Genomic DNA, 18,964 nt, shown 5'->3' on the forward strand with positions numbered 1-18,964 from the left:
CGTCACTTACCTCCACGGCGGTGAAACCCGGTCACGTTCGCCAACGTTTCCTTCGGCCGATCAGCGGCCGTCTCCGTCTCCACGGTCTCGTTCTTCGGCATGTACACCCGGGACCCGGCCCGGTTCATCCTGATGGCCCGCGCGGGGCAGAGCCTGACGGCGCGGGCGACGGCCTCGATCTCCTCGGGCGGCACAGTCGAGCGGTACCCGAGCCGGCCGTCGGCCCGCAGCTCGAAGATCTCGGGCGCCTCCCGCTCGCAGAAGCCGTCCCGGGTGCACCGTCCGGCGTCGACGACGACCTCGGCGGTCTGGCCGCGCAGCCGGTTGCTGGCCCGGTCGGTGATCGCCCGCTTGCGCTTGAGCGCCCAGTCGGAGACGCCCAGCCACAGCACGACCGTGCTCAACCACATCAGCAGGACCGGGATCTTGACGAAGAGCGGACCGACGTGGGAGCCCGACAGCAACAGGTGCCCCGTCAGCAGGGTGAAGGCCGCGTACGCGAGCGAGTGCAGCGCCCGCCACCGGCCGTACCCGAGGATCCGCTGCAGCGGCATGGAGATCAGCAGGGCGGTCATGATCTCCGCCGCGAGCACGCCGACTCCGATGCCGATCGGGTCGCGGCCGTTGGCGAACGGGACGAACTCGTCGATGAGGCGGACGGTACCCACCGGGTTGGCCAACTGCGTGAAGGCGTGGACCCAGCCGAGGGTCATGGCGGTCAACGCGAGGGTCATGTGGGTCGCGTACAGCTGCGAGTGCTTGAAGCGGGTCATGGCCCAGCCGCGGCCGAGCATCATGCCCCACAGGATCGTGACCCACAACAAGAGGTACGAGAGGAACCCGGCCGTGTGCGCCACCAGGTGCACGCTCTGCGCGGCGGTGCAGTCGGGGGCGATCACCACGGTGCAATGGGCATCCGCGAGCACGCGGCCGACCTCACTTTCTCAGGGCAGGGGTACGGGTCAGGAACCGCGGACGACGCGTCTGATACTGACCAGGGCCAGCAGGGCCGTGACGATCGCGAGCGCGACAACGGGCAGCCTCAGGACGTTCGAGTCCTTCGGTACCGGGGCCTTCGCGGCGGCCAGCGCCACGGCCGGCGCTCCGATCGCCGCGTGCGGGAGGCTGTCGTACTGGACCAGGCCCGTGCTCTCCAGCAGCGACATGTGCTTGTTGACCATCAGGTTGGCCCGCTCTGCCAGCAGCCGGACCATCTCGTTGCGGGTGTTGGCCCGTATCGAGGCGATGGCCGCGAAGACGCCGCCGTGGGCGAAGCGCAGCCACTTGACGGCCGTCACGTCGAACTCGTGGCCACTCATCGGCCAGAACTCCCGCATCCAGGCCTGCTGCTCGGCGGAGGGCTGGTCGGGTACTGCGACGTTGAGCTGGCGCGCGACGAACCGGCCCTCCTCGTCGAGCTGCTGATGGTCGGAGGCGAGGATCCGGCAGATCTCCTTGACGCGCTCGCTGCCGGCCCGCTCCTGCGCGTGCAGGCAGGTGGGGCGCTCCCAGAGGCCCGCCTGGCGGACCTTGACCAGGAAGACCCGGTCCGTGTCGTCGAGCGGCCCGAAGCGCGTCTGCGTCTCGCCGGCTCCGGGTATCGCGTTCTCCACCACCGCGCCCGCGCCGGGCGGGTTGTTCGCGGGTGGCAGCACGCCCCTGCCGGTGCTGACGTCCCCGGGGACGGCTCCGCCGAACGGATCCGGCTGGGCGGCGTGAGCCGCACCCGGTACCGCGAGGGTCGTCGCGAGCGCGGCGGCCACCACCAGCGTCGGCCTGAACCACAACCCGGCGTTCCTCGGTCCGAACATTCCCACCCAATCCCTGACGTCGTCCGTCGTGCGCCGCCGGTCATCGATGGCGATCACCGGTCGGCGGCCCACCGGAAAAGCTAGGGCTCGGTGAGGTATCCGAACAGATACTTAAGGAGTAGTTATGGCAGAACTTCACGAGGTTTTATGGATCAAGCTGACTACCACCGCTCGCGAGTGGACAGTCACACCTCGTCAGGTGGGTACGGCCACGAGAAGGGTGCCGGCGCCCGTACGGACCTCGAGGCGAGACAGGTCCGACGGCCGCAGGTCGGTGCCTCCGTGCAGGACGAGCGGCCCCGGCCGGGCCGTGGTCCCGTAGCCGCCCGGCGGCACGCTCCACCCCATGACCACCTCGCTGCGCCCGGCCTTGGAGACCGCGACGAGCCGGCACACCAGCGGTCCGTCCACTCTGGTCAGTCGTAGCGTCACCTGGGAGCCCCACTGCTTCGGCTCCATCTGCACGGTGGCGTCGGCACCGGTGTTCGGGTCGGCGGCGTGCAGCCGCTGCGCGACCGGTGACATCGGAGGCACTCCGGGAAGCTCGTTGCCGGTCAGCCCCAGGCTCACCGCCACCGCGCCACCGGCGACGAACAGTGCCAGGCACGCGGCCAGGGTGAACGCCCGGCGGGCTGCGCCGCGGCGACGCGGTCCGGCCGCGCGGGGACCGTTGTTGCGTAGGTCTGGGTGGCGCTGATCTGGGTGGCGCTGGTCTAGATGGCGCGGGTCTGCGTTGCGCGGCTGGGGCGTGGGGCGCGCCGCGAGGACCGGTTCCCGCGGGTCCACCCGCGACAGCAGGGCCGCGACCGGGGAGAGCTCCGCCAGTTCGTGCGGGCACGATCGGCACGCCATCAGGTGTCGCTCGAACCGGGCGGTGTCGCGCGGGTCGAGGACGCCCAGCGCGTACGCGCCGACGTCCCGGTGGACGTCCTCCGGGGTCGTCATGCCGTCACTCCCTGCTCCTCCAGCGCGAGCCGCAACGCCCGGAGGGCGTAGTAGACCCGTGACTTGACCGTGCCGACGGGCACGCCGAGGACCTCGGCGGCTTCCTGCACCGTGCGGCCGCGGAAATACGTCTCGACAACAACCTCGCGGTGGGCTGCGCTCAACGACCGCAGCGCGTCCGTGAGGACCAGCAGTTGCAGCACCCGGTCGGTCTGGTCGGCCGTGGCCACGGTCGCCAGCGGGGCGTCGTCGGTCTCCGGCGGCCGCGCCTTGCGGCTGCGGTACCCGTCGATGACGATGCGGCGGGCCACCGCGACCAGCCACGGCCGTACCGAGGTGTGGCCGCTGGTGGTCAGTTCGCGGGCGTGGCGCCAGGCCCGCAGCAGCGTCTCCTGTACCACGTCCTCGGCGCGCTGGCGGTCGCCGCCGGTCAGCCGCAACACGAACAGCAGCAGCCCGTCGGCGTGCTCGGCGTACAGCGACCGGACCAGTTCCTCGTCGCGCGCCGCCGACCCCGACGCCCGGTCGCGATCCGACGGCCCCGCCCCCTGGTCGCGACCACGTCTGGCGCCTCGCTCCGTCAACGCCGGCACCGGCCGAGTGGGCGCACCGCGACCGTACGGGTCACCGGGACCACCGCCATCACCTCCGTCGACCTCCGTCGACCTCCGTGGACACTCGACGGGAGATACGCACGAGCCGCGCCGTCGGCTCAATCCGCCGGCGATGACTTTCCGTCGGCTCTCAATCGTCGAAGCCACTCACCCGGTTGAACCGCTCGCGCGGGTCGGCGCGTAGGTTCTACCGTCACACCGACCTACCGTCACACCGATCGATCCGACGAAGGAGCGTCCGCGTGCGCCGACCGATCGTGGCAGCCCTGGCCATGGCCGCCGTCCTGTCCGCCACGGCGTGCGGCTCCCCCGACCCGATCGAGGTCGCCGCCCCCGCCAGCCCGCTGCCGGCCGCCGAGATCCGGGGCACGGCTGTGCTGCGCGCCGAGAACCTGCCGCAGGTGGGAGCCGTGGTCGTCGACGGCGGCGGTTACACGCTGTACCGGTTCGACCGGGACAGCGCCCGGCCGCCGAAGAGCACCTGCCTCGAGGACTGCTGGATGAAGTGGCCACCGGTGATCGACACCGGCGACCTCCGGCTGGAGGGCATCGACCAGGGCCTCGTCGGCAGCGTGGTACGCCCGGACTCCACCCGCCAGGTCACGATCGGCGGCTGGCCGGTCTACCGGTACGCCGGTGACGCGGCACCGGGCGAGACCAAGGGGCACGGCGTGGGCAACACGTGGTTCGCCGTGACGCCGCAGGGCCGGAAGGCAACCGGCTCGACCGGCTGACGAAATCATAAATTTCTATTAGATGGCCTTTAAGTCCGTACCAGCGTCCGCGTCGGCCGGGCCGGACCGGATCTACGCTCGGGGTCCGAGAACCGGTCTGAAGCGGAGGTTGCGCGTGGACGCGCCCCACACGACGCCCACGTCGGTCTGGAGCCTCGAGCCGCCCGTGCCGGCGGACCCGCCACGGCACCGGCACCGGTCGCCCCGCCGACGTACCGGCGTGCACCCCGCGCTCGTCGCGGCGGTCGCCGCCGTGGCCGTCGGCCTCTCGTCAGCGGTCGGCGCGCTCGCCTTCGGCACCCCCGCCACCCGCGCGGCAAAGGCGCCGACAACCTCGGGCGTACTGGAGATCGCGACGGCGACGCAGGCGGAATCCCCGGCGGCGGTCGGCCGGTCGGGGCTGGCCGCGGCGGACGGATCAGCCACGGCGAGCCCGGCCGTACCCGTACCCGCGCCCCCGGCAGCCGGAGAACCGGCGGCCGGTGGACCCGCGCCGGCCCCCGCAGCGCCCGCACCGCCTGCCGCCCCGGCGGCACCCGTACCGTCACCACCCTCGGCCGACCCGCCACCGCCCGCCGACGCCGGCGCCGAGTCGCTGCTGCTGACGCTGGTCAACCAGGCGCGGGCCACGGTCAACTGCGTGGCGCTCACCGTCGATCCCCGGCTCGCCGCCGCCGCGCGGGCCCACTCGGCCGACATGGCCGACCGCCGCTACTTCGCCCACGACACCCCGGACGGCGTCGGCGTCGGCACCCGCGTCACCAACGCCGGGTACCAGTGGTCGGCCGTGGGCGAGAACATCGCCAAGGGGCAGCAGGACGCCACCGCCGTCCTGCGGGCCTGGCTGAACAGCCCGGGGCACCGGGCCAACATCCTCAACTGCCGCTACACCAACATCGGGATCGGGCTGGCGTATCAGGACGGTACGCCACTGTGGACCCAGGACTTCGGCGCCCCTCTTCCCTGATCACCGAGAGTTTGTGCTGCCCGGACGACACAAACTCTCGGTGATCATGGGAGGGGCCGCGCTCAGTGGTGCAGCGCGGCGTGCGTCTCCTCGATCTTCTGCCATGACTTCGGCTGCGCGGGGATGGCACGGGCGGCCATCGTGGACGGGCTACCGAGGTTCGGGCGGCCCGGGGTGAACAGCCAGGTCGTGAACAGCGCGTCCAGGTCCTTGCCCGACATCTTCTCGGCCAGTGCCTGGAACTGCTCGATGGTGGCGTTGCCGTACCGGTGGCTCGCGGTCCACTCGCGCAGGATGCTGAAGAACGTGTCGTCGCCGACGGCCAGCCGCAACTGGTGCAGCGTCATCGCGCCCCGGTCGTACACGGCGGCGTGGAACGGGTCCTGCGCACCCGGGTCCCCGGGCTTCACCTGCCAGAACGGGTCGTCCGGCGGGTACAGGGCGTAGGTGTAGTCGAACAGTTCCTGGGCCGTACCCTCGCCCTGCGCCTCGGACCACAGCCACTCCGCGTAGCTGGCGAAGCCCTCGTTGAGCCAGATGTTGCGCCAGTCCGCCACCGACACCGAGTCGCCGAACCACTGGTGGGCGTTCTCGTGCACCACCACGTACATGTTGGACCCGCGCCGGAAGAACCGGCCGTCGTACATCGGCCGGGTCTGGTCCTCAAGGGCGTACCCCATGCTCGCGGGCGGCGTCACGACCCCGCCGCGCGCCTCGAACGGGTACGGGCCGAAGACGGTGCTCTCCCAGTCGACCACCTCGGAGGTTCGCTCGACGCTGGCCCGGGCGGCGTCCGCGAACTCGCCGAGGTTGTCGGAGTACGCGTTGATGACCGGCTGGCCGGACACCGACGTGTCGGTGCGGATCTCGTACTGGCCGATCGCCATGAACGCCAGGTAGGTCGCCATCGGCTTGGTCGAGCGCCAGTACCAGCGGCTCCAGCCGGACAGTTCCCGGACGGGCTGGCTGGGCATCACACCGTTACTGACGACCTGGGTGCCGTCCGGTACCAGTACCGCGATGTCGAACGTCGCCTTGTCGGTGGGGTGGTCGTTGCTCGGGAACCACCACCAGGCGATCTCGGGCTCGCCGACCGCGAGCGCGCCGTCGGAGGTACGCACCCAGGAGGTGAAGCCGTTGACCTTGACGGCCGACGGCGTGTCGGCGTACTGGACGACGACCGTGAGCTGCTGGCCGGCGTTGACCGGCCGGGCCGGCTTGACCACGAGTTCGTGGGCGCCCTGACGGGCGAAGGACGCCTGCCAGCCGTTGACCCGTACCGAGGTGACCGCGAGGGCGAAGTCCAGGTTGAACTGCGACAGGTCCTGCGTGGCGCGGGCCAGGATGGTCGTGGTGCCGGTCAGCTTGTCGGTGTCCGGCCAGTACCGCAGCCGTACGTCGTAGTGCGAGACGTCGTATCCACCGTTGCCGTAGTCGGGGTAGTAGCTGTCGCCGACCCCGGGGCCACCCGGCGCCGGAGCGGCGCGTGGACGCACGGTCGCGCTGGCCGGGGTGCCGGCCAGGGCGACCGCCAGGACGGTCGTGACTGCCACCAGTGCTCGCCGCACGATGGGGCTCCTTCCGTAGCGGGGCGGCGAGCGATGCGGTCCGCGCCGGATCGCCGACCCGGGTTTGGTCGTCCGGCGAAACGTATCGAAGGATGTAAACCTTCGAAACCCCATATCGCACCGATGGGGTACGGCGAGGGCGCGCGGCTGAGCGGAACGTTTCCCGCTGCGCGGAATTTCCTGTTGCACGGATTCACGTCCGTTGTCGTCCCGGTCGTTCCACGCTGCGTATCGCGACCGTTACAGTGCTCGCGTTCGCAAGCCGCCGACCGATGAGGAGGGCCCCGGGGTGCACCGACGCTCCTGGCTACCGGAAGACGTACGTGCGCACAACCGGGGACTGCTGCTGAGACTGCTCGCCGAACAGGGCGCGCTGTCCCGCCGGGACCTGGCCGGCCGGACCGGGCTGAGCATCCCGACCGTGGCCTCGATCGTCACCGACCTCGCCGACGAGGGGTACGTGATCGAGTCCGTCCCGCCGGTCCGCCACACGCGTCGCGGGCCCCGCCCGTCCGTGGTGACGCTGTCGCGGGACGGGTACGCGTTCCTCGGCGTCGACATCGGCGCCGAGGAACTCCGGATCGGCCTGGTCGACCTGTCGGGCCTGGTCGTGGCTGCCACCCGGGTACCGCTGGAGCGCGGCGCGGCCGCGCCGCGGGTCATCGACGCCGCGGTGGCCGCCGCCACCCCGATGCTCGAGTCGACCGAGCGCACCACCGTCGCCATCGGCGTCGGCGTGCCCGGTCCGGTCGACGACGGGCGCCGCCGGTGCATGCTGTCGCTGGCGCTCGGCTGGCGCAACGTGGACATCGCCGACCGGTTCGAGTGCGCGTTCGACCGGCCGACCGTGGTCGAGTACAACGTCCGCGCGATGGCGATGGCCGAGGCGCGGCACGGGCTGGGTCAACGGGCCGAGAACCTGCTGTACGTGCACGTCGGCGACGGCGTCGGCTTCGGGTTCGTGGTGGACGGCCAGCCGTTCCGGCAGGGCGCCCACGGCGTGTCCGAACTGGGGCACCATCGGGTGGCCGCCGACGGGCCGCGCTGCCCGTGCGGGTCGGTCGGCTGCCTGGAGGCGATGCTGTCCGAGCCGAGCCTGCGCGCGCGGGTCGGGCGGGCGGCCGGCGACAGCGCGGTGCTGGCGCGGGCCGAGCGCGAGCACCCCGCGCCGCTGGACGCGCTCGACGCGGCGGCACACGCCGGCGACGAGGCCGCGGCCGCCGTGCTCGACGAGTTCGCCGAGCACCTGAGTACGGCGATCGCCGTCAACGTCAACGTCTTCAGTCCGACCCGGGTGGCGCTGGGTGGCATCGTCGCGACCGCGCCGAAGGAGGTACTGAGGCGGGTACAGGCCGCGACCCGGGAGAAGATCTGCTCGGTCCTGCGCCACCAGGTCATCGTCGAGGCCTCGGCGCTGGGCCGGCACGCCGGCCTGCTGGGCGCCGCGATCGGCGCCCTCGACGAGGTCTTCTACCAGCGGGGCGCGGTACCGGCACAGCCGTAGCGCAGCGAGGTGCCAATGAGCACAGCCGTACTGCTACTCGAGACCCGGCGTCGCGCTGGCGACGATGACCCGGGTCCCCGCCTCCTCCAGGGCGCGGACGACCTCGGGGTCGGCGTCGGCGTCCGTGATGACCGCGGTGATCGCGGCGAGGGCGCAGACCCGGCCGACGGCCACCCGGCCCAGCTTCGAGGAGTCGGCCAGGAGGTAGCTCTCCCGCGCCTGGCGCAGGATGGCCTGCCGTACCGGGATCTCGTCCAGCCGGTCGCCGGTGACGCCGGCCTGCGGGTGGACCCCGTCGGCGGCGAGGAAGGCCCGGTCGGCGAAGAAGTCGGCGAAGAACCGCTCGGCCGCGCTGCCGACGCAGACCAGGTCGTCGCGGCGTACCTGCCCACCGGCCAGGTGCACCTCGACGCCGTCGCGGCCGGCCAGGTCGCCGGCGGTGGCGAGGGAGGTGCACAGCGCGCGCCCGGTGAAGGTGGCCGGCAGCGCGCGGGCCGCCTCTCCGACGGTGGTCCCGGCGTCGAAGACGATCGTCTCGCCGGGCTCGACGAGCGCGCCCGCGGCGGCGGCGATGGCCCGCTTGGGGTCCAGGCGTACCACGTCGCGCCCGTCGACCCCTTGCTCCCACCGGCGGTCGTCGGAGGCAACGGCACCGCCGTAGACCCGGCGCAGCAGGCCGCGGTCCTCCAGGACCTGCAGGTCGCGGCGGATCGTCTCGCCGGACACGGCGTACCGACGGGCCAGGTCGTCGACCCGGACGCGGGAGTCGCGGCGCAGTTGCGCGGCGATCTGCAGGCGCCGCTGCTCGGGGAGCACTGCGGGCAGCAGTTCTTCCTTCATCCGTTGACTCCGCCACTTCGCCGGGGGCTATCACGTCCAGGGTCGCCGCAGCCAGGATCGCCGCAGCCGGAATTGTACGAGTCGCCCCTGGTCATCGCGGCTGTCCCCGCCCCGTCGGAGCCTTCCACGGGGCCCGGTTCACCCGATGATCGTAACCCTTCGATGTGGATTTCTGTCAGTGTCGTTGTGGACTGTTGACGGTTCCTGATCGCGGTGCCAAACTCACCGCCACACCACGTCCACCAGCATCGATCCCGCAGTGCTCCTTGAACGCAGCGCCACACGAACCGTGAGGACGCCATGCCCCGTACCCCGAAACACCGCCGCCTGGCCACCGTGCTCGCCGTGGCCACCGCCTGCGCGGCGCTGGGCTTCCCCGCCGTGGCGTCCGCCGCTCCGGCCGACCAGTCGGCCGGGCCGAAGACGCTGACGATCGCCACCAACGGCAGTGTCGACTCGCTCAGCCCGTTCCTGGCCCAGCGCCTCCTGCCGACCCACATCCACCGGCTGATCTACGACTTCCTGACCAACTACGACCCCAAGGACGACCACGCCGTACCGGCGCTGGCGACGTCGTGGTCGACGTCGCCGGACAAGCTGGTGTGGACGTTCACGATCCGCGACGGGATGAAGTGGTCCGACGGGAAGCCGGTGACCGCCGAGGACATCGCCTGGACCTACAACCTGATCATGACGAGCCCGGACGCGGCCACCGGCAACGGCAACTTCGTGGTCAACTTCAAGAGCGTGGCCGCGCCGGATCCCAAGACGCTGGTCATCACGCTGAGCAAGCCACAGGCGACGATGCTCGCCCTGGACATCCCGGTCGTACCCAAGCACGTGTGGGAGTCGCACGCGGCCGACATCGGGAAGTTCCACAACGACACCCAGTTCCCGATCGTGAGCAACGGGCCGTTCATCCTGTCCGGCTACGCCAAGGGGCAGTACATCGAGCTGACGGCGAACCCGAACTACTGGCGGGGCAAGCCGAAGTTCGACAAGGTGATCTACCGGTACTACAAGGACAGCGACGCGATGGTCGAGGCGCTGAAGAAGGGCGAGGCGCACTTCGTCAGCCCGCTGACCCCGGCGCAGTACAACGCGCTGGGCGACCGGCCGGAGATCACCCGGAACAAGGCCCAGGGCAAGCGCTTCTACGCCCTGGCCGCGAACCCCGGCGCCACCACCAAGTCCGGGCAGGCGTTCGGCGACGGCAGCCCGGCGCTGCGCGATTCGCAGTTCCGCCGGGCGCTGATGTACGCGATCGACTCCAAGACCCTCGTCGCCAAGACGCTGGGCGGCTACGGCGAACCGGGCGCGGGTTACCTGCCGCCGATCTGGGCGAACAACCACTGGAAGCCGGACGCGGCGGAGGCGTACACCCACAACCCGGACAAGGCCGGCGAGATGCTCGACGCCCTCGGGTACCGCAAGGGCGCCGACGGGATGCGCACCACGCCCGACGGCCAGCCGTTGACGCTGCGGCTGTTCGGCCAGACCCAGCGCGTCGACGACACGCAGAACGCCAGCTACATCAGCGAGTGGCTCAAGGGCGTCGGCGTCGGCGTGACGGTCAGCATGATGGACCAGGGCAAGCTCGCCGACGTGGAGACGGCCGGCAACTACGACCTCGCCTTCGACAGCTGGAGCACCAACCCGGACCCGGACTTCGTCCTGTCGCTGCAGACCTGCGCCGGGCGCCCGGACACACCCGGGGCCTCCTTCCTCGGTGACACCTTCGTCTGCGACGCGACCTACGACGAGCTCTACGCCCAGCAGATCACCGAGTACGACCAGGCCAAGCGCTCGGACCTCGTCAAGCGGATGCAGCAGCAGCTCTACCGCGGCGCGTACGTCAACGTCCTGTACTACGCCAATGTGCTGGAGGCGTACCGGTCCGACGTGATCGGCTCGATGCAGAAGCAGCCGCAGCCGAACGGGATGTACTACCCCCAGGACGGCTACTGGGCCTGGTGGTCGGCGACCCCGGCCACCGCGGCGCCGAAGAAGTCCGGGAACACCGGCGCGATCGTCGCCGGCGTCGCCACCGCCGCGATCATCGGCGCGGCGGGCGTCCTCTTCGCCACCCGCCGCCGGCGGGCAGGCGCGGACGACCGCGAGTAGACGCCGCACCATGACGACGACCTCGACCGACCGGCCGCCGGTCCCCCGCCCCGCGAGGCTGCCCTCGCGGGGCGGGGGGCGGCGCCTCCGGCTGGGCCCGCTCCCGCTGCGCTACGTCGCCGCCAAGGTCGGCGGTGCCGCGGTGAGCCTGATCGCCGTGATGCTCACCGCCTTCTTCCTATTCAAGATCCTGCCCGGAGACCCGGTACGGGCCATCACCCACGGCATACCGACCAGCCCGGAGCAGCTGGCGCACCTGCGGCACCAGTTCGGCCTGGACAAGCCGCTGGCGGCCCAGTTCGGCGACTACGCCGTCCGGATCCTGCACGGCGACCTCGGCATCTCGTACCAGTACAAGACGTCGGTCGCCGGGCTCATCGGCGAACACCTGTGGCCGACGATCTACCTGGTCGGCACCGCGACCGTGCTGTCGGCGGCGCTCGGCCTGCGGGTCGGCATCCGCAGCGCCTGGCGCCACGGCAGCACCGGCGACCGGGTCAACACCGGCGTCGCCCTCGCGCTCTGGTCCGTGCCGACGTTCTGGCTGGGCCTGCTGTTCATCATCGTGTTCGCGACCGGGATCGGCCCGATCCCGGGGCTGTTCCCCACCGGCGGGATGAGCACCCCCGGTACCGAGGGCTTCGTCGCGGTGCTCGTCGACCACCTGCGTCACCTGGTGCTGCCCTGCCTGACCCTGGTCGCCGTCATCTACGCGCAGTACGTGCTCACGATGCGGGCGTCCCTGCTGGACGAGATGGGCAGCGACTACCTCACGACCGCGCGGGCCAAGGGGCTGCGCGACGACGACGTCCGGCGCCGCCACGCGGTACCGAACGCGCTGCTGCCGACCGTGACGGTCTTGTTCATCAACATCGGTCGCGTGGTGTCCGGATCGATCCTGGTGGAGACCATCTTCTCCTGGCCGGGGCTGGGCAGCCTGTTCTACGAGGCGCTGACCGTACCCGACCTGCCCCTGCTCGAAGGGCTGTTCATCGTCTTCTCCGGTGCGGTGATCCTCATGAATCTGCTCGCCGACCTGCTGTACCCGGTTCTCGACCCCAGGGTGCGTACGTGATGACCGCGGTCACGACGGCAGCGAGCACGCGGCGGATCGCCTGGACCCGCCGGCGCCGGTCGCTGGCCCGGTTCTGCCGGGAGTACGCGAAGAGCCGGGCGGGGATGTTCGGGCTGTGCGTCCTGGTGCTCGCCGGTGGCGCGGCGGTCGCGGCGCCGCTGTTCATCAGCGCCCACGAGCTCAGCGCCGTCTACGCGCCGGGCAGCCCGCTCCGACCGCCCTCAGCGCGCTTCCCGCTCGGTACCGACGGGTACGGCCGCTCGATGGTGGCCGTCACGGTCTGGGGCGCGCGGATCTCCCTGACCGTCGGCTTCCTCGCCACGTTCATGTCGATCGGTATCGGCACGCTCGTCGGCATCACCGCCGCCCACTTCCGGGGCTGGGCGGACACCGTCCTGATGCGGGTGACCGACTGGTTCCTGGTCCTGCCGACCCTCGTCCTCGCCGCCGCGCTGGCCAGCGTGCTGCCGCGCGGCGTGACGACCGTCGTGGTGGCGATCGGCGTCACCTGCTGGGCCACGACCGCCCGGCTGGTCCGGTCGCAGACCCTGACCGTCGAGTCCCGGCCGTACATCGAGCGCGCCACGGCGCTCGGCGCCGGCCACTGGCACGTGATGACCCGCCACGTCCTGCCGAACGTGATGCCGCTGGTCCTGGCCCAGACCACCCTCATCGTCTCGGAGGCGATCCTGCTGGAGGCCACCCTGGCGTTCCTCGGCCTGAGCGACCCGACCAAGGTCTCCTGGGGTACGACGCTGCAACTCGCCCGGCAGGTGGGCGCGGTCAGCGCCGGCGACTGGTGGGTCCTGCTGCCACCCGGGCTCGCGATCGCCGCGGTGGCCCTGGCCTTCAGCCTGTGTGGACGGACCATGGAGTCGGTGCTCAACCCCCGGCTGCGGGAGCGCGCATGACACAGCCCGGCCGGGCGCCAGAGGCGCGGCCCGACAAGGCGCCTACGGCGCAGCTGCTCGACATCCGGAACCTGACGGTCACCTACCGCACCGGCGGCGGCCCGCTCCCGGCGGTACGCGGAGTGGACCTCAGCCTCGCCGCCGGGCAGAAGCTCGGCCTGGCCGGCGAGTCCGGCTGCGGCAAGTCCACCCTGGCCGCGTCGGTACTGCGGCTGCTCCCGCCCGGTACGACCACCACCGGCGAGATCCTGCTCGGCGGCGAGGACGTGCTCACCATGGGCTGGAGTCGGCTGCGGGCGGTCCGCTGGGCCGGGGCGTCGATCGTCTTCCAGGGCGCGATGCACTCGCTCAACCCGGTACGCCGCATCGCCCACCAGATCGCCGAGCCGATCCTGCTGCACGACAAGGTCTCCGAGACCCTCGCCCACGAGCGCGTCGCCGTCCTTCTGGAACAGGTCGGGCTGGCCGCGGCCCGCGCGTCGGCGTACCCGCACGAACTCTCCGGCGGCCAGCGGCAGCGGGTGATGATCGCGATGGCGCTGGCCTGCTCCCCCAACCTGATCGTGGCCGACGAGCCGACCACCGCCCTGGACGTGATGGTGCAGGCGCAGATCCTGCGCCTCATCGGCGACCTGGTCGCCGCGCAGGGCATCAGCCTGTTGATGATCAGCCACGACCTGGCCGTACTGGCGCAGACCTGCGACCGGCTCGCGGTGATGTACGCCGGCCGGATCGTCGAGGACGGGCCGGCGCACCAGGTCTTCACCGACGGCCGGCACCCGTACACCCGGGCGCTGGCCGCCGCGTTCCCTCGGATCGGCGACCCGTCGTCCCGGCGGGCCCCGCACGGCCTGCCCGGCGACCCGCCCGACCCGACCGCGCTGCCGACCGGCTGCGCCTTCCGGCCCCGGTGCCCGCTCGCGATCGAGACCTGCGCGCACGTCGATCCCGCGCTGTCGGTCGCCGGCCCCGGCCGGGCGGCGGCGTGCGTACACGTGACATCCGTACCGACCGGCGGGGAGCGGTGATGACCGAGCGGGTACCCGTGCTGAGCGCCCATGACCTGCGGGTCAGCTTTCCGGCCCGGCACGGCCACGGTGTCGCTCACGCCGTCGATCGCGTGAACCTCGACGTGTACCCCGGCGAGATCGTCGCGCTGGTCGGCGAGTCCGGGTGCGGCAAGACCACGCTCGCCCGTACCCTGCTGGGCCTGGAGAAGCCGGGTGGCGGCCAGGTGCTGCACCACGGCCAACCGGTCCGGTACACCTCGCGCGGGCTCAAGGCGTACCGCCGCGACGTCCAACTGGTGCTCCAGGACCCCAGTGGCTCGCTGAACCCCCGGCACACCGTGTACGAGGCGGTCGCCGAGGGGCTGCGGATCCATGGCCACACGGCGCTGGGTGACTTCCCCGACGAGCAGGCGAAGGTCGCCGACGCGCTCGCCCGCGCGGGGCTGCGGCCGGCCGAGCGGTTCTTCCTGCGGTACCCCCACGAGCTGTCCGGCGGGCAGCGCCAGCGCGTGGTCATCGCCGGCGCCCTCGTCCTCGACCCCGCCATCCTCGTCGCCGACGAGCCGGTCGCCTCGCTCGACGCGTCGGTACGCGGGGAGATCCTCAAGCTGCTGCTCGGGCTGCGCGACGAGCGGGGGCTCTCCGCCCTCGTCGTCACCCACGACCTCGGGCTGGCGTGGAACATCGCCGACCGGGTCGCGGTCATGTACCTGGGCCGCATCGTGGAGACCGGGCCGGTCGAGAAGATCCTGACCGCGCCGGAGCACCCGTACACGCGGGCGCTGCTGTCGGTGCTTCCCGAGTCCGGGCTTTCCGAGGCCGGTGGAGCCGGGCCGACCATCCTGACCGGCGAGGCGCCCGACCCGACCCGGATCCCGACCGGCTGCCGGTTCCATCCCCGCTGCCCGGTCGTCGCCAGTGGACGCGCCGCGGCCCTGGACATCGAGGCCGCGTGCCGCGGCCGTGACCTGCCGGTCCTGGACGGCGGCGGCGAAGCGCAGGTGGCCTGCCACGCGGTGGGGTCGGATGCGGGAGCGCCCGACCTGAGAACGACGCCTACCCCGCGACCAGGCGCCGGTGCAGCGCCTCGGCGTCGCCGTCGCTGAGCTGCGGCAGGGCGGCCAGCCAGGCGGCGCCCGCCGCGCCGTCGCGGGACACGGCCACCTCGGCCCGCGACCAGCGCTCGGCGATCTCTTTCACCACCAGATCGTGTACCGGGGTCGAAGCGCCCAGGATCGCACCGGCGAGCACGATCGGGGTGTCGGACGCCGCCGGCCGGGTCCGGGACAGCGTCGCCACCAGCATCCCGCCGGCGCGGCGCACGATCTCCTCGGCCACCGGGTCACCGGCGGCGCAGGCCCGCATCACCAGCGGCGCGAGGCCGGCCAGGGCGACGGGGGGCCGGTTGACCACCTCCTGGACGAGGGCGGCCGCGACGCGCCGCTCCGCCCGGTCCAGCCCGGGTTCGACCGATGCGGTACCGGCCGTGTCGGTCTCCGGCAGCACCTCGAAGTACCACTCCAGGACCAGGTCGGCCAGTTCGGTCGGGGCGGCGCGGCCGTCGATGGCGGCCAGGGTCGCGCGGACCGCCTGGCGGCCGATCCAGAACCCCGACCCGTCGTCACCGAGCAGCCAGCCGTACCCGTCGTGGATGCGCACCGGCTCGCGGCCGCGTACCTCGGCGGCCACCGCACCGGTTCCGGCCAGCAGGATCGAGCCGGCGGGCCGGGCGGTACCCGCGGCGTAGGCCACCGCGACGTCGCTGACGACCTGTACCGGGCAGGTGAGGCCGGCGTCCCGCCAGATCCGCCCGAACACCTCGGCGGTGTGCGGCTCGGCGGCGTACTTACTCACCCCGGCCAGCCCGACGACGCACGCTCGTACCGCGGTGGGGTCGCTGCCGGCGAGCGCCGCGCCGAGGGCCTCGGCGACCCGTGCCGCGGCGACCTCGGCGCCGTGGGCCGAGGGGTTGCCCCCGGCCGCCGTACCCGACCCGAGGCGCTCGCCGTCGGAGGTGGCGAGCAGGGCGCGGGTACCCGTACCGCCGATGTCGAGACCGAGAACCCGGAAGTCGGACATGCCCCGCGCGCTCCTTCGTCGTCCGACACGGCGCCGATGTGGCTTCCTGTGGAATCCTGCCAGACCCGACGGGCCAGGCCAAGCATTCACCGACATCCATCAGCGGGGCCTCCCCAAGGTCCGCCGGGTCAGGGCTGGGCGCCGTCGGATGTTGGCCGGGTCAGGGCCGCACCACGGGCGCGGGGGCGGTGAGCCGGGTGTGCGCGTCGACGTCCAGGCCCGGATTCAGCCGCTTCGCAGCCAGCCACGCCGCCCCGCCCGCGGGGCGTTCGGCGTGCAGCGGCTGACCGCCGTGGTGGCCGGCGAGGCGCCGGCCGACCTCGCGGCCGATCAGCCCGGTCCGGCCCAGCAGCGACCCGGCCAGTACCAGCGGCTCACCCGGGTCGTCGTCACCGGCCAGCGCGGTCGCGGTCTCCACCAGCAGGGTGACGGCCCGGTCCACGATCCGCTGGGCGACCCGGTCGCCGGCCTCGGCGGCCGCCGGTACGAGCGGAGCCAGCGCCGCCAGCGCGATCGGCGGCCCGTCGTAGACCGCGTCGCGCAGCAGCTCCACCTGCTCCCCCACCTCGGCCGGTACGTCGTCGTGGCCGGTCAGGGCGGCCAGTACGGCGTGGCGCAGCAGCGTCTGCTCGCCCCGCCGGTCGAGGGCGGCGAACACCGCGCGTACCGCCTGCCGGCCGATCCAGAACCCCGAGCCGTCGTCGCCCACGAGCCAGCCGTTGCCGTCGATGCGGTCGGTGACCTCCTCGCCGTCGATGCGGGCGGCGATCGACCCGGCCCCGGCGATCAGCACCGAGCCGGCGCGGGCGGGCGTACCGGCGGCGAAGGCGGCGACGGCGTCGGCCACGATCCGGATCGGACAGGTCAGCCCCGCCGCGGCCCACACCTGCGCCAGGGTCGCGGCCGAGGCGCCCCGGGAGAACCGCAGGACGCCGGCGGCGCCGACGACCACGCCGTCCACCTCGCCGGGATCGAATCCGGTCAGCGCGTGGGTGACCGCCGCCCGCAGGTGCTCGACGACCTCGGCCAGCGGCAGCGCGGTGGGGTTGGCCGAACCGGACCGCCCGGCGCCGACCGGGACGCCGTCCGCGGTCGCCAGTACGGCCTCGACGAGGCCGCTGTCGGCGTCGACCCCGAGGACCAGCGAGGCACGTGCCGACCCGCCCCTGGTCGTGCCGCGCATGGCGCCCCCCTTCGGAGCCGGGCAGTTGGCGCCGATATTAAGGGGACGGTGCCCGCTACGAGAAGACCGTCACCCGCGTCGGCGCCGCGACCCGGGCCCGGAATGCCCGGGCTCATAAAATCCACAAGAATCAAAGACTAGTCTTGACGACGTTGTCGGCCCGTGTGGATAGTCCTGATAAGACCCGCGCCCCTCACGAGGGAGACCCCATGCACGGCAGCTGGCACCGAGAACTCCCCGTGGTGGCGGCTCTGGCCGCCGTCCTGCTCACCGGCGGCGCGAGCCCCGCCGGCGCGACGACGAACGGCGCGACGACGAACGGCGCGGCGACGAACGACCCGGCGGCCACCACCAGCAAGGCCGCGACCGAAGCCCGGGTCGCGTTCCACGACTGGACCACGACGACGGACTTCGTCGCCGGTACCGCCCGGGGGGTCCTCCCCCTCCCCGGCCCGCGCCTCGGCATCGTCATCGGCCGCTCCGCCGGCACCACGACCTACCACGACCCGTACCTGAACACCGACCGCGGATACGACTACGGCACCTGGACGTCGCCGGTGCGACGGCTGGACTTCGGCGCGACCGAGATGGTCGCGTCCTGGAGCGCCCAGACGCCGCCGGGCACCTGGCTGAAGGTCGAGCTCAACGCGACGATGGAGGACGGCGCCGGTACCGGTTGGCTGGACATGGGGCACTGGGCCGCCGGCGACGGCGACATCCACCGGACGTCGGTCAGCCCGTCCGCCGCGCCCTACGGCGGGGTCGACACCGACACCTTCACCACGTCCGCCGGTCACACGGTCCGCGCGTACCAGCTGCGGGTCACCCTGTACCGGGCGGCAGGCACGGCCGGCTCGCCCCGGCTGTGGCAGGTCGGCGCGTTCGCCTCGGCGACTCCCAACCGGACGGGCGTACCGACCAGCACGCCGGGGCCCGCCTCGGCGGCCGGTATCGAGCTGAAGGTCCCCCGGTACTCCCAGAACGTCCACGCCGGCCAGTACCCGGAGTGGGACGGTGGCGGCGAGGCCTGGTGCAGCCCCACCTCGACCGAGATGGTCGTCGAGTACTGGGGCAAGTACCCGAGCAGGGAGCAGCTCGCCTTCGTCGACCCCGGCTACGCCGACCCGAGCGTCGACGTGGCGGCCCGCGCCACGTACGACTACGCCTACCAGGGCACCGGCAACTGGCCCTTCAACACCGGGTACGCCTCGAGCTACGGCCTGGACGGCCAGATCGTCCAGCTGCGCTCGCTGGACGACGTGGAGCGCCTCATCGCCGCCGGCATCCCGGTGATCACCTCGCAGTCGTTCGAGCGGGGCGAGATCGACGGCGCCGACTACCGGACCAACGGCCACCTCTGGGTCATCGTCGGGTTCACCAAGGCCGGCGACGTCGTCGTCAACGACCCGGCGTCGAACTCGAACCCGGAGGTCCGCAACGTCTACCCCCGGCGACAGTTCGAGACCGTGTGGCTGCGCACCTCGTTCACCCGCCCGAACGGCTCGACCGGGCACGGTACCGGCGGTATCGCGTACGTCATCAAGCCGCACGACAAGCCGCTGCCGCCGGCCATCGACCCCGCCAACCCCTCCTGGTGAG

17 protein-coding genes are annotated in these 18,964 nt (G+C 72.3%); 9 read left to right on the top strand and 8 right to left on the bottom strand.

Translation table 11 applies throughout. From position 1 onward, the window contains the following. Window positions 1-2 precede the first annotated feature (2 nt). The 4 genes from Pme01_RS16505 to Pme01_RS16520 all read right to left on the bottom strand — a co-directional run bounded on the left by Pme01_RS16505 (window position 3) and on the right by Pme01_RS16520 (window position 3,340). Window positions 3-902: a ferredoxin gene (locus Pme01_RS16505; protein ID WP_168114255.1), complete on the bottom strand. Its 900-nt coding sequence runs from the start codon at window positions 900-902 to the stop codon at window positions 3-5. Between the two features lie 60 nt (window positions 903-962). After that, on the bottom strand, window positions 963-1,811 hold the full coding sequence (locus tag Pme01_RS16510; protein ID WP_168114254.1) for a DUF4142 domain-containing protein: 849 nt from the start codon (window positions 1,809-1,811) through the stop codon (window positions 963-965). A gap of 195 nt (window positions 1,812-2,006) precedes the next feature. Further along, complete coding sequence (locus tag Pme01_RS16515; protein ID WP_168114253.1) at window positions 2,007-2,756, bottom strand: zf-HC2 domain-containing protein; 750 nt, start codon at window positions 2,754-2,756, stop codon at window positions 2,007-2,009. Further along, entirely contained in the window at window positions 2,753-3,340 is a 588-nt protein-coding gene (locus Pme01_RS16520; protein WP_168114252.1) for a sigma-70 family RNA polymerase sigma factor, read from the bottom strand. Before Pme01_RS16520 ends, Pme01_RS16515 begins: the two co-directional genes overlap by 4 nt. A 272-nt stretch (window positions 3,341-3,612) precedes the next feature. Here Pme01_RS16520 and Pme01_RS16525 point away from each other — a divergent pair, with 272 nt between their 5' ends. Both Pme01_RS16525 and Pme01_RS16530 read left to right on the top strand, forming a co-directional pair. Beyond that, window positions 3,613-4,104 carry a hypothetical protein gene (locus Pme01_RS16525; RefSeq protein ID WP_168114251.1) on the top strand — a complete coding sequence of 164 codons (492 nt, stop codon included), beginning with the start codon at window positions 3,613-3,615 and terminating at the stop codon, window positions 4,102-4,104. A gap of 115 nt (window positions 4,105-4,219) precedes the next feature. Continuing rightward, the gene (locus Pme01_RS16530) at window positions 4,220-5,071 is read left to right on the top strand and encodes a CAP domain-containing protein (protein ID WP_168114250.1); all 852 of its coding nucleotides are present in this window, start codon (window positions 4,220-4,222) and stop codon (window positions 5,069-5,071) included. A 62-nt stretch (window positions 5,072-5,133) separates the two neighbouring features. On the opposite strand, the gene Pme01_RS16535 is transcribed toward Pme01_RS16530, so the two are convergent. Beyond that, window positions 5,134-6,639: a M1 family metallopeptidase gene (locus Pme01_RS16535; RefSeq protein WP_239088272.1), complete on the bottom strand. Its 1,506-nt coding sequence runs from the start codon at window positions 6,637-6,639 to the stop codon at window positions 5,134-5,136. 289 nt (window positions 6,640-6,928) lie between these two features. Here Pme01_RS16535 and Pme01_RS16540 point away from each other — a divergent pair, with 289 nt between their 5' ends. Next, window positions 6,929-8,143, top strand: a complete 1,215-nt coding sequence (locus tag Pme01_RS16540; RefSeq protein ID WP_168114248.1) for an ROK family transcriptional regulator — start codon at window positions 6,929-6,931, stop codon at window positions 8,141-8,143. A 33-nt stretch (window positions 8,144-8,176) separates the two neighbouring features. Here Pme01_RS16540 and Pme01_RS16545 read toward each other — a convergent pair whose 3' ends face one another. Continuing rightward, complete coding sequence (locus tag Pme01_RS16545; RefSeq protein ID WP_168114247.1) at window positions 8,177-8,983, bottom strand: DeoR/GlpR family DNA-binding transcription regulator; 807 nt, start codon at window positions 8,981-8,983, stop codon at window positions 8,177-8,179. 300 nt (window positions 8,984-9,283) lie between these two features. Here Pme01_RS16545 and Pme01_RS16550 point away from each other — a divergent pair, with 300 nt between their 5' ends. The 5 genes from Pme01_RS16550 to Pme01_RS16570 are packed head-to-tail and all read left to right on the top strand — an operon-like array spanning window position 9,284 to window position 15,209. Beyond that, window positions 9,284-11,107, top strand: coding sequence for an ABC transporter substrate-binding protein (locus Pme01_RS16550; RefSeq protein WP_168114246.1), 1,824 nt, complete (start codon window positions 9,284-9,286; stop codon window positions 11,105-11,107). Between the two features lie 10 nt (window positions 11,108-11,117). After that, complete coding sequence (locus Pme01_RS16555; protein WP_168114245.1) at window positions 11,118-12,182, top strand: ABC transporter permease; 1,065 nt, start codon at window positions 11,118-11,120, stop codon at window positions 12,180-12,182. After that, complete coding sequence (locus Pme01_RS16560; RefSeq protein WP_168114244.1) at window positions 12,182-13,093, top strand: ABC transporter permease; 912 nt, start codon at window positions 12,182-12,184, stop codon at window positions 13,091-13,093. The genes Pme01_RS16555 and Pme01_RS16560 overlap by 1 nt, the downstream gene beginning before the upstream one ends. Continuing rightward, window positions 13,090-14,121 (top strand): ABC transporter ATP-binding protein, encoded by a 1,032-nt coding sequence (locus tag Pme01_RS16565; protein WP_168114243.1) that lies wholly within the window; start codon window positions 13,090-13,092, stop codon window positions 14,119-14,121. Before Pme01_RS16560 ends, Pme01_RS16565 begins: the two co-directional genes overlap by 4 nt. Beyond that, complete coding sequence (locus Pme01_RS16570) at window positions 14,079-15,209, top strand: ABC transporter ATP-binding protein (protein ID WP_239088273.1); 1,131 nt, start codon at window positions 14,079-14,081, stop codon at window positions 15,207-15,209. The genes Pme01_RS16565 and Pme01_RS16570 overlap by 43 nt, the downstream gene beginning before the upstream one ends. On the opposite strand, the gene Pme01_RS16575 is transcribed toward Pme01_RS16570, so the two are convergent. Beyond that, window positions 15,160-16,182 (bottom strand): N-acetylglucosamine kinase, encoded by a 1,023-nt coding sequence (locus Pme01_RS16575; RefSeq protein WP_168114242.1) that lies wholly within the window; start codon window positions 16,180-16,182, stop codon window positions 15,160-15,162. The two genes, Pme01_RS16570 and Pme01_RS16575, sit on opposite strands and share 50 nt — an antisense overlap. A gap of 160 nt (window positions 16,183-16,342) precedes the next feature. After that, window positions 16,343-17,365 carry an N-acetylglucosamine kinase gene (locus tag Pme01_RS16580; protein ID WP_168114241.1) on the bottom strand — a complete coding sequence of 341 codons (1,023 nt, stop codon included), beginning with the start codon at window positions 17,363-17,365 and terminating at the stop codon, window positions 16,343-16,345. A gap of 209 nt (window positions 17,366-17,574) precedes the next feature. On the opposite strand from Pme01_RS16580, the gene Pme01_RS16585 reads away from it, so the two are divergent. Continuing rightward, a complete protein-coding gene (locus Pme01_RS16585) occupies window positions 17,575-18,963 on the top strand; it encodes a C39 family peptidase (RefSeq protein WP_168114240.1) in 1,389 nt (462 codons plus the stop codon). Window position 18,964 lies beyond the last annotated feature (1 nt).

The sequence above is a fragment of the Planosporangium mesophilum genome (genome assembly GCF_016863255.1).
Taxonomy (GTDB): Bacteria; Actinomycetota; Actinomycetes; order Mycobacteriales; family Micromonosporaceae; genus Planosporangium; species Planosporangium mesophilum.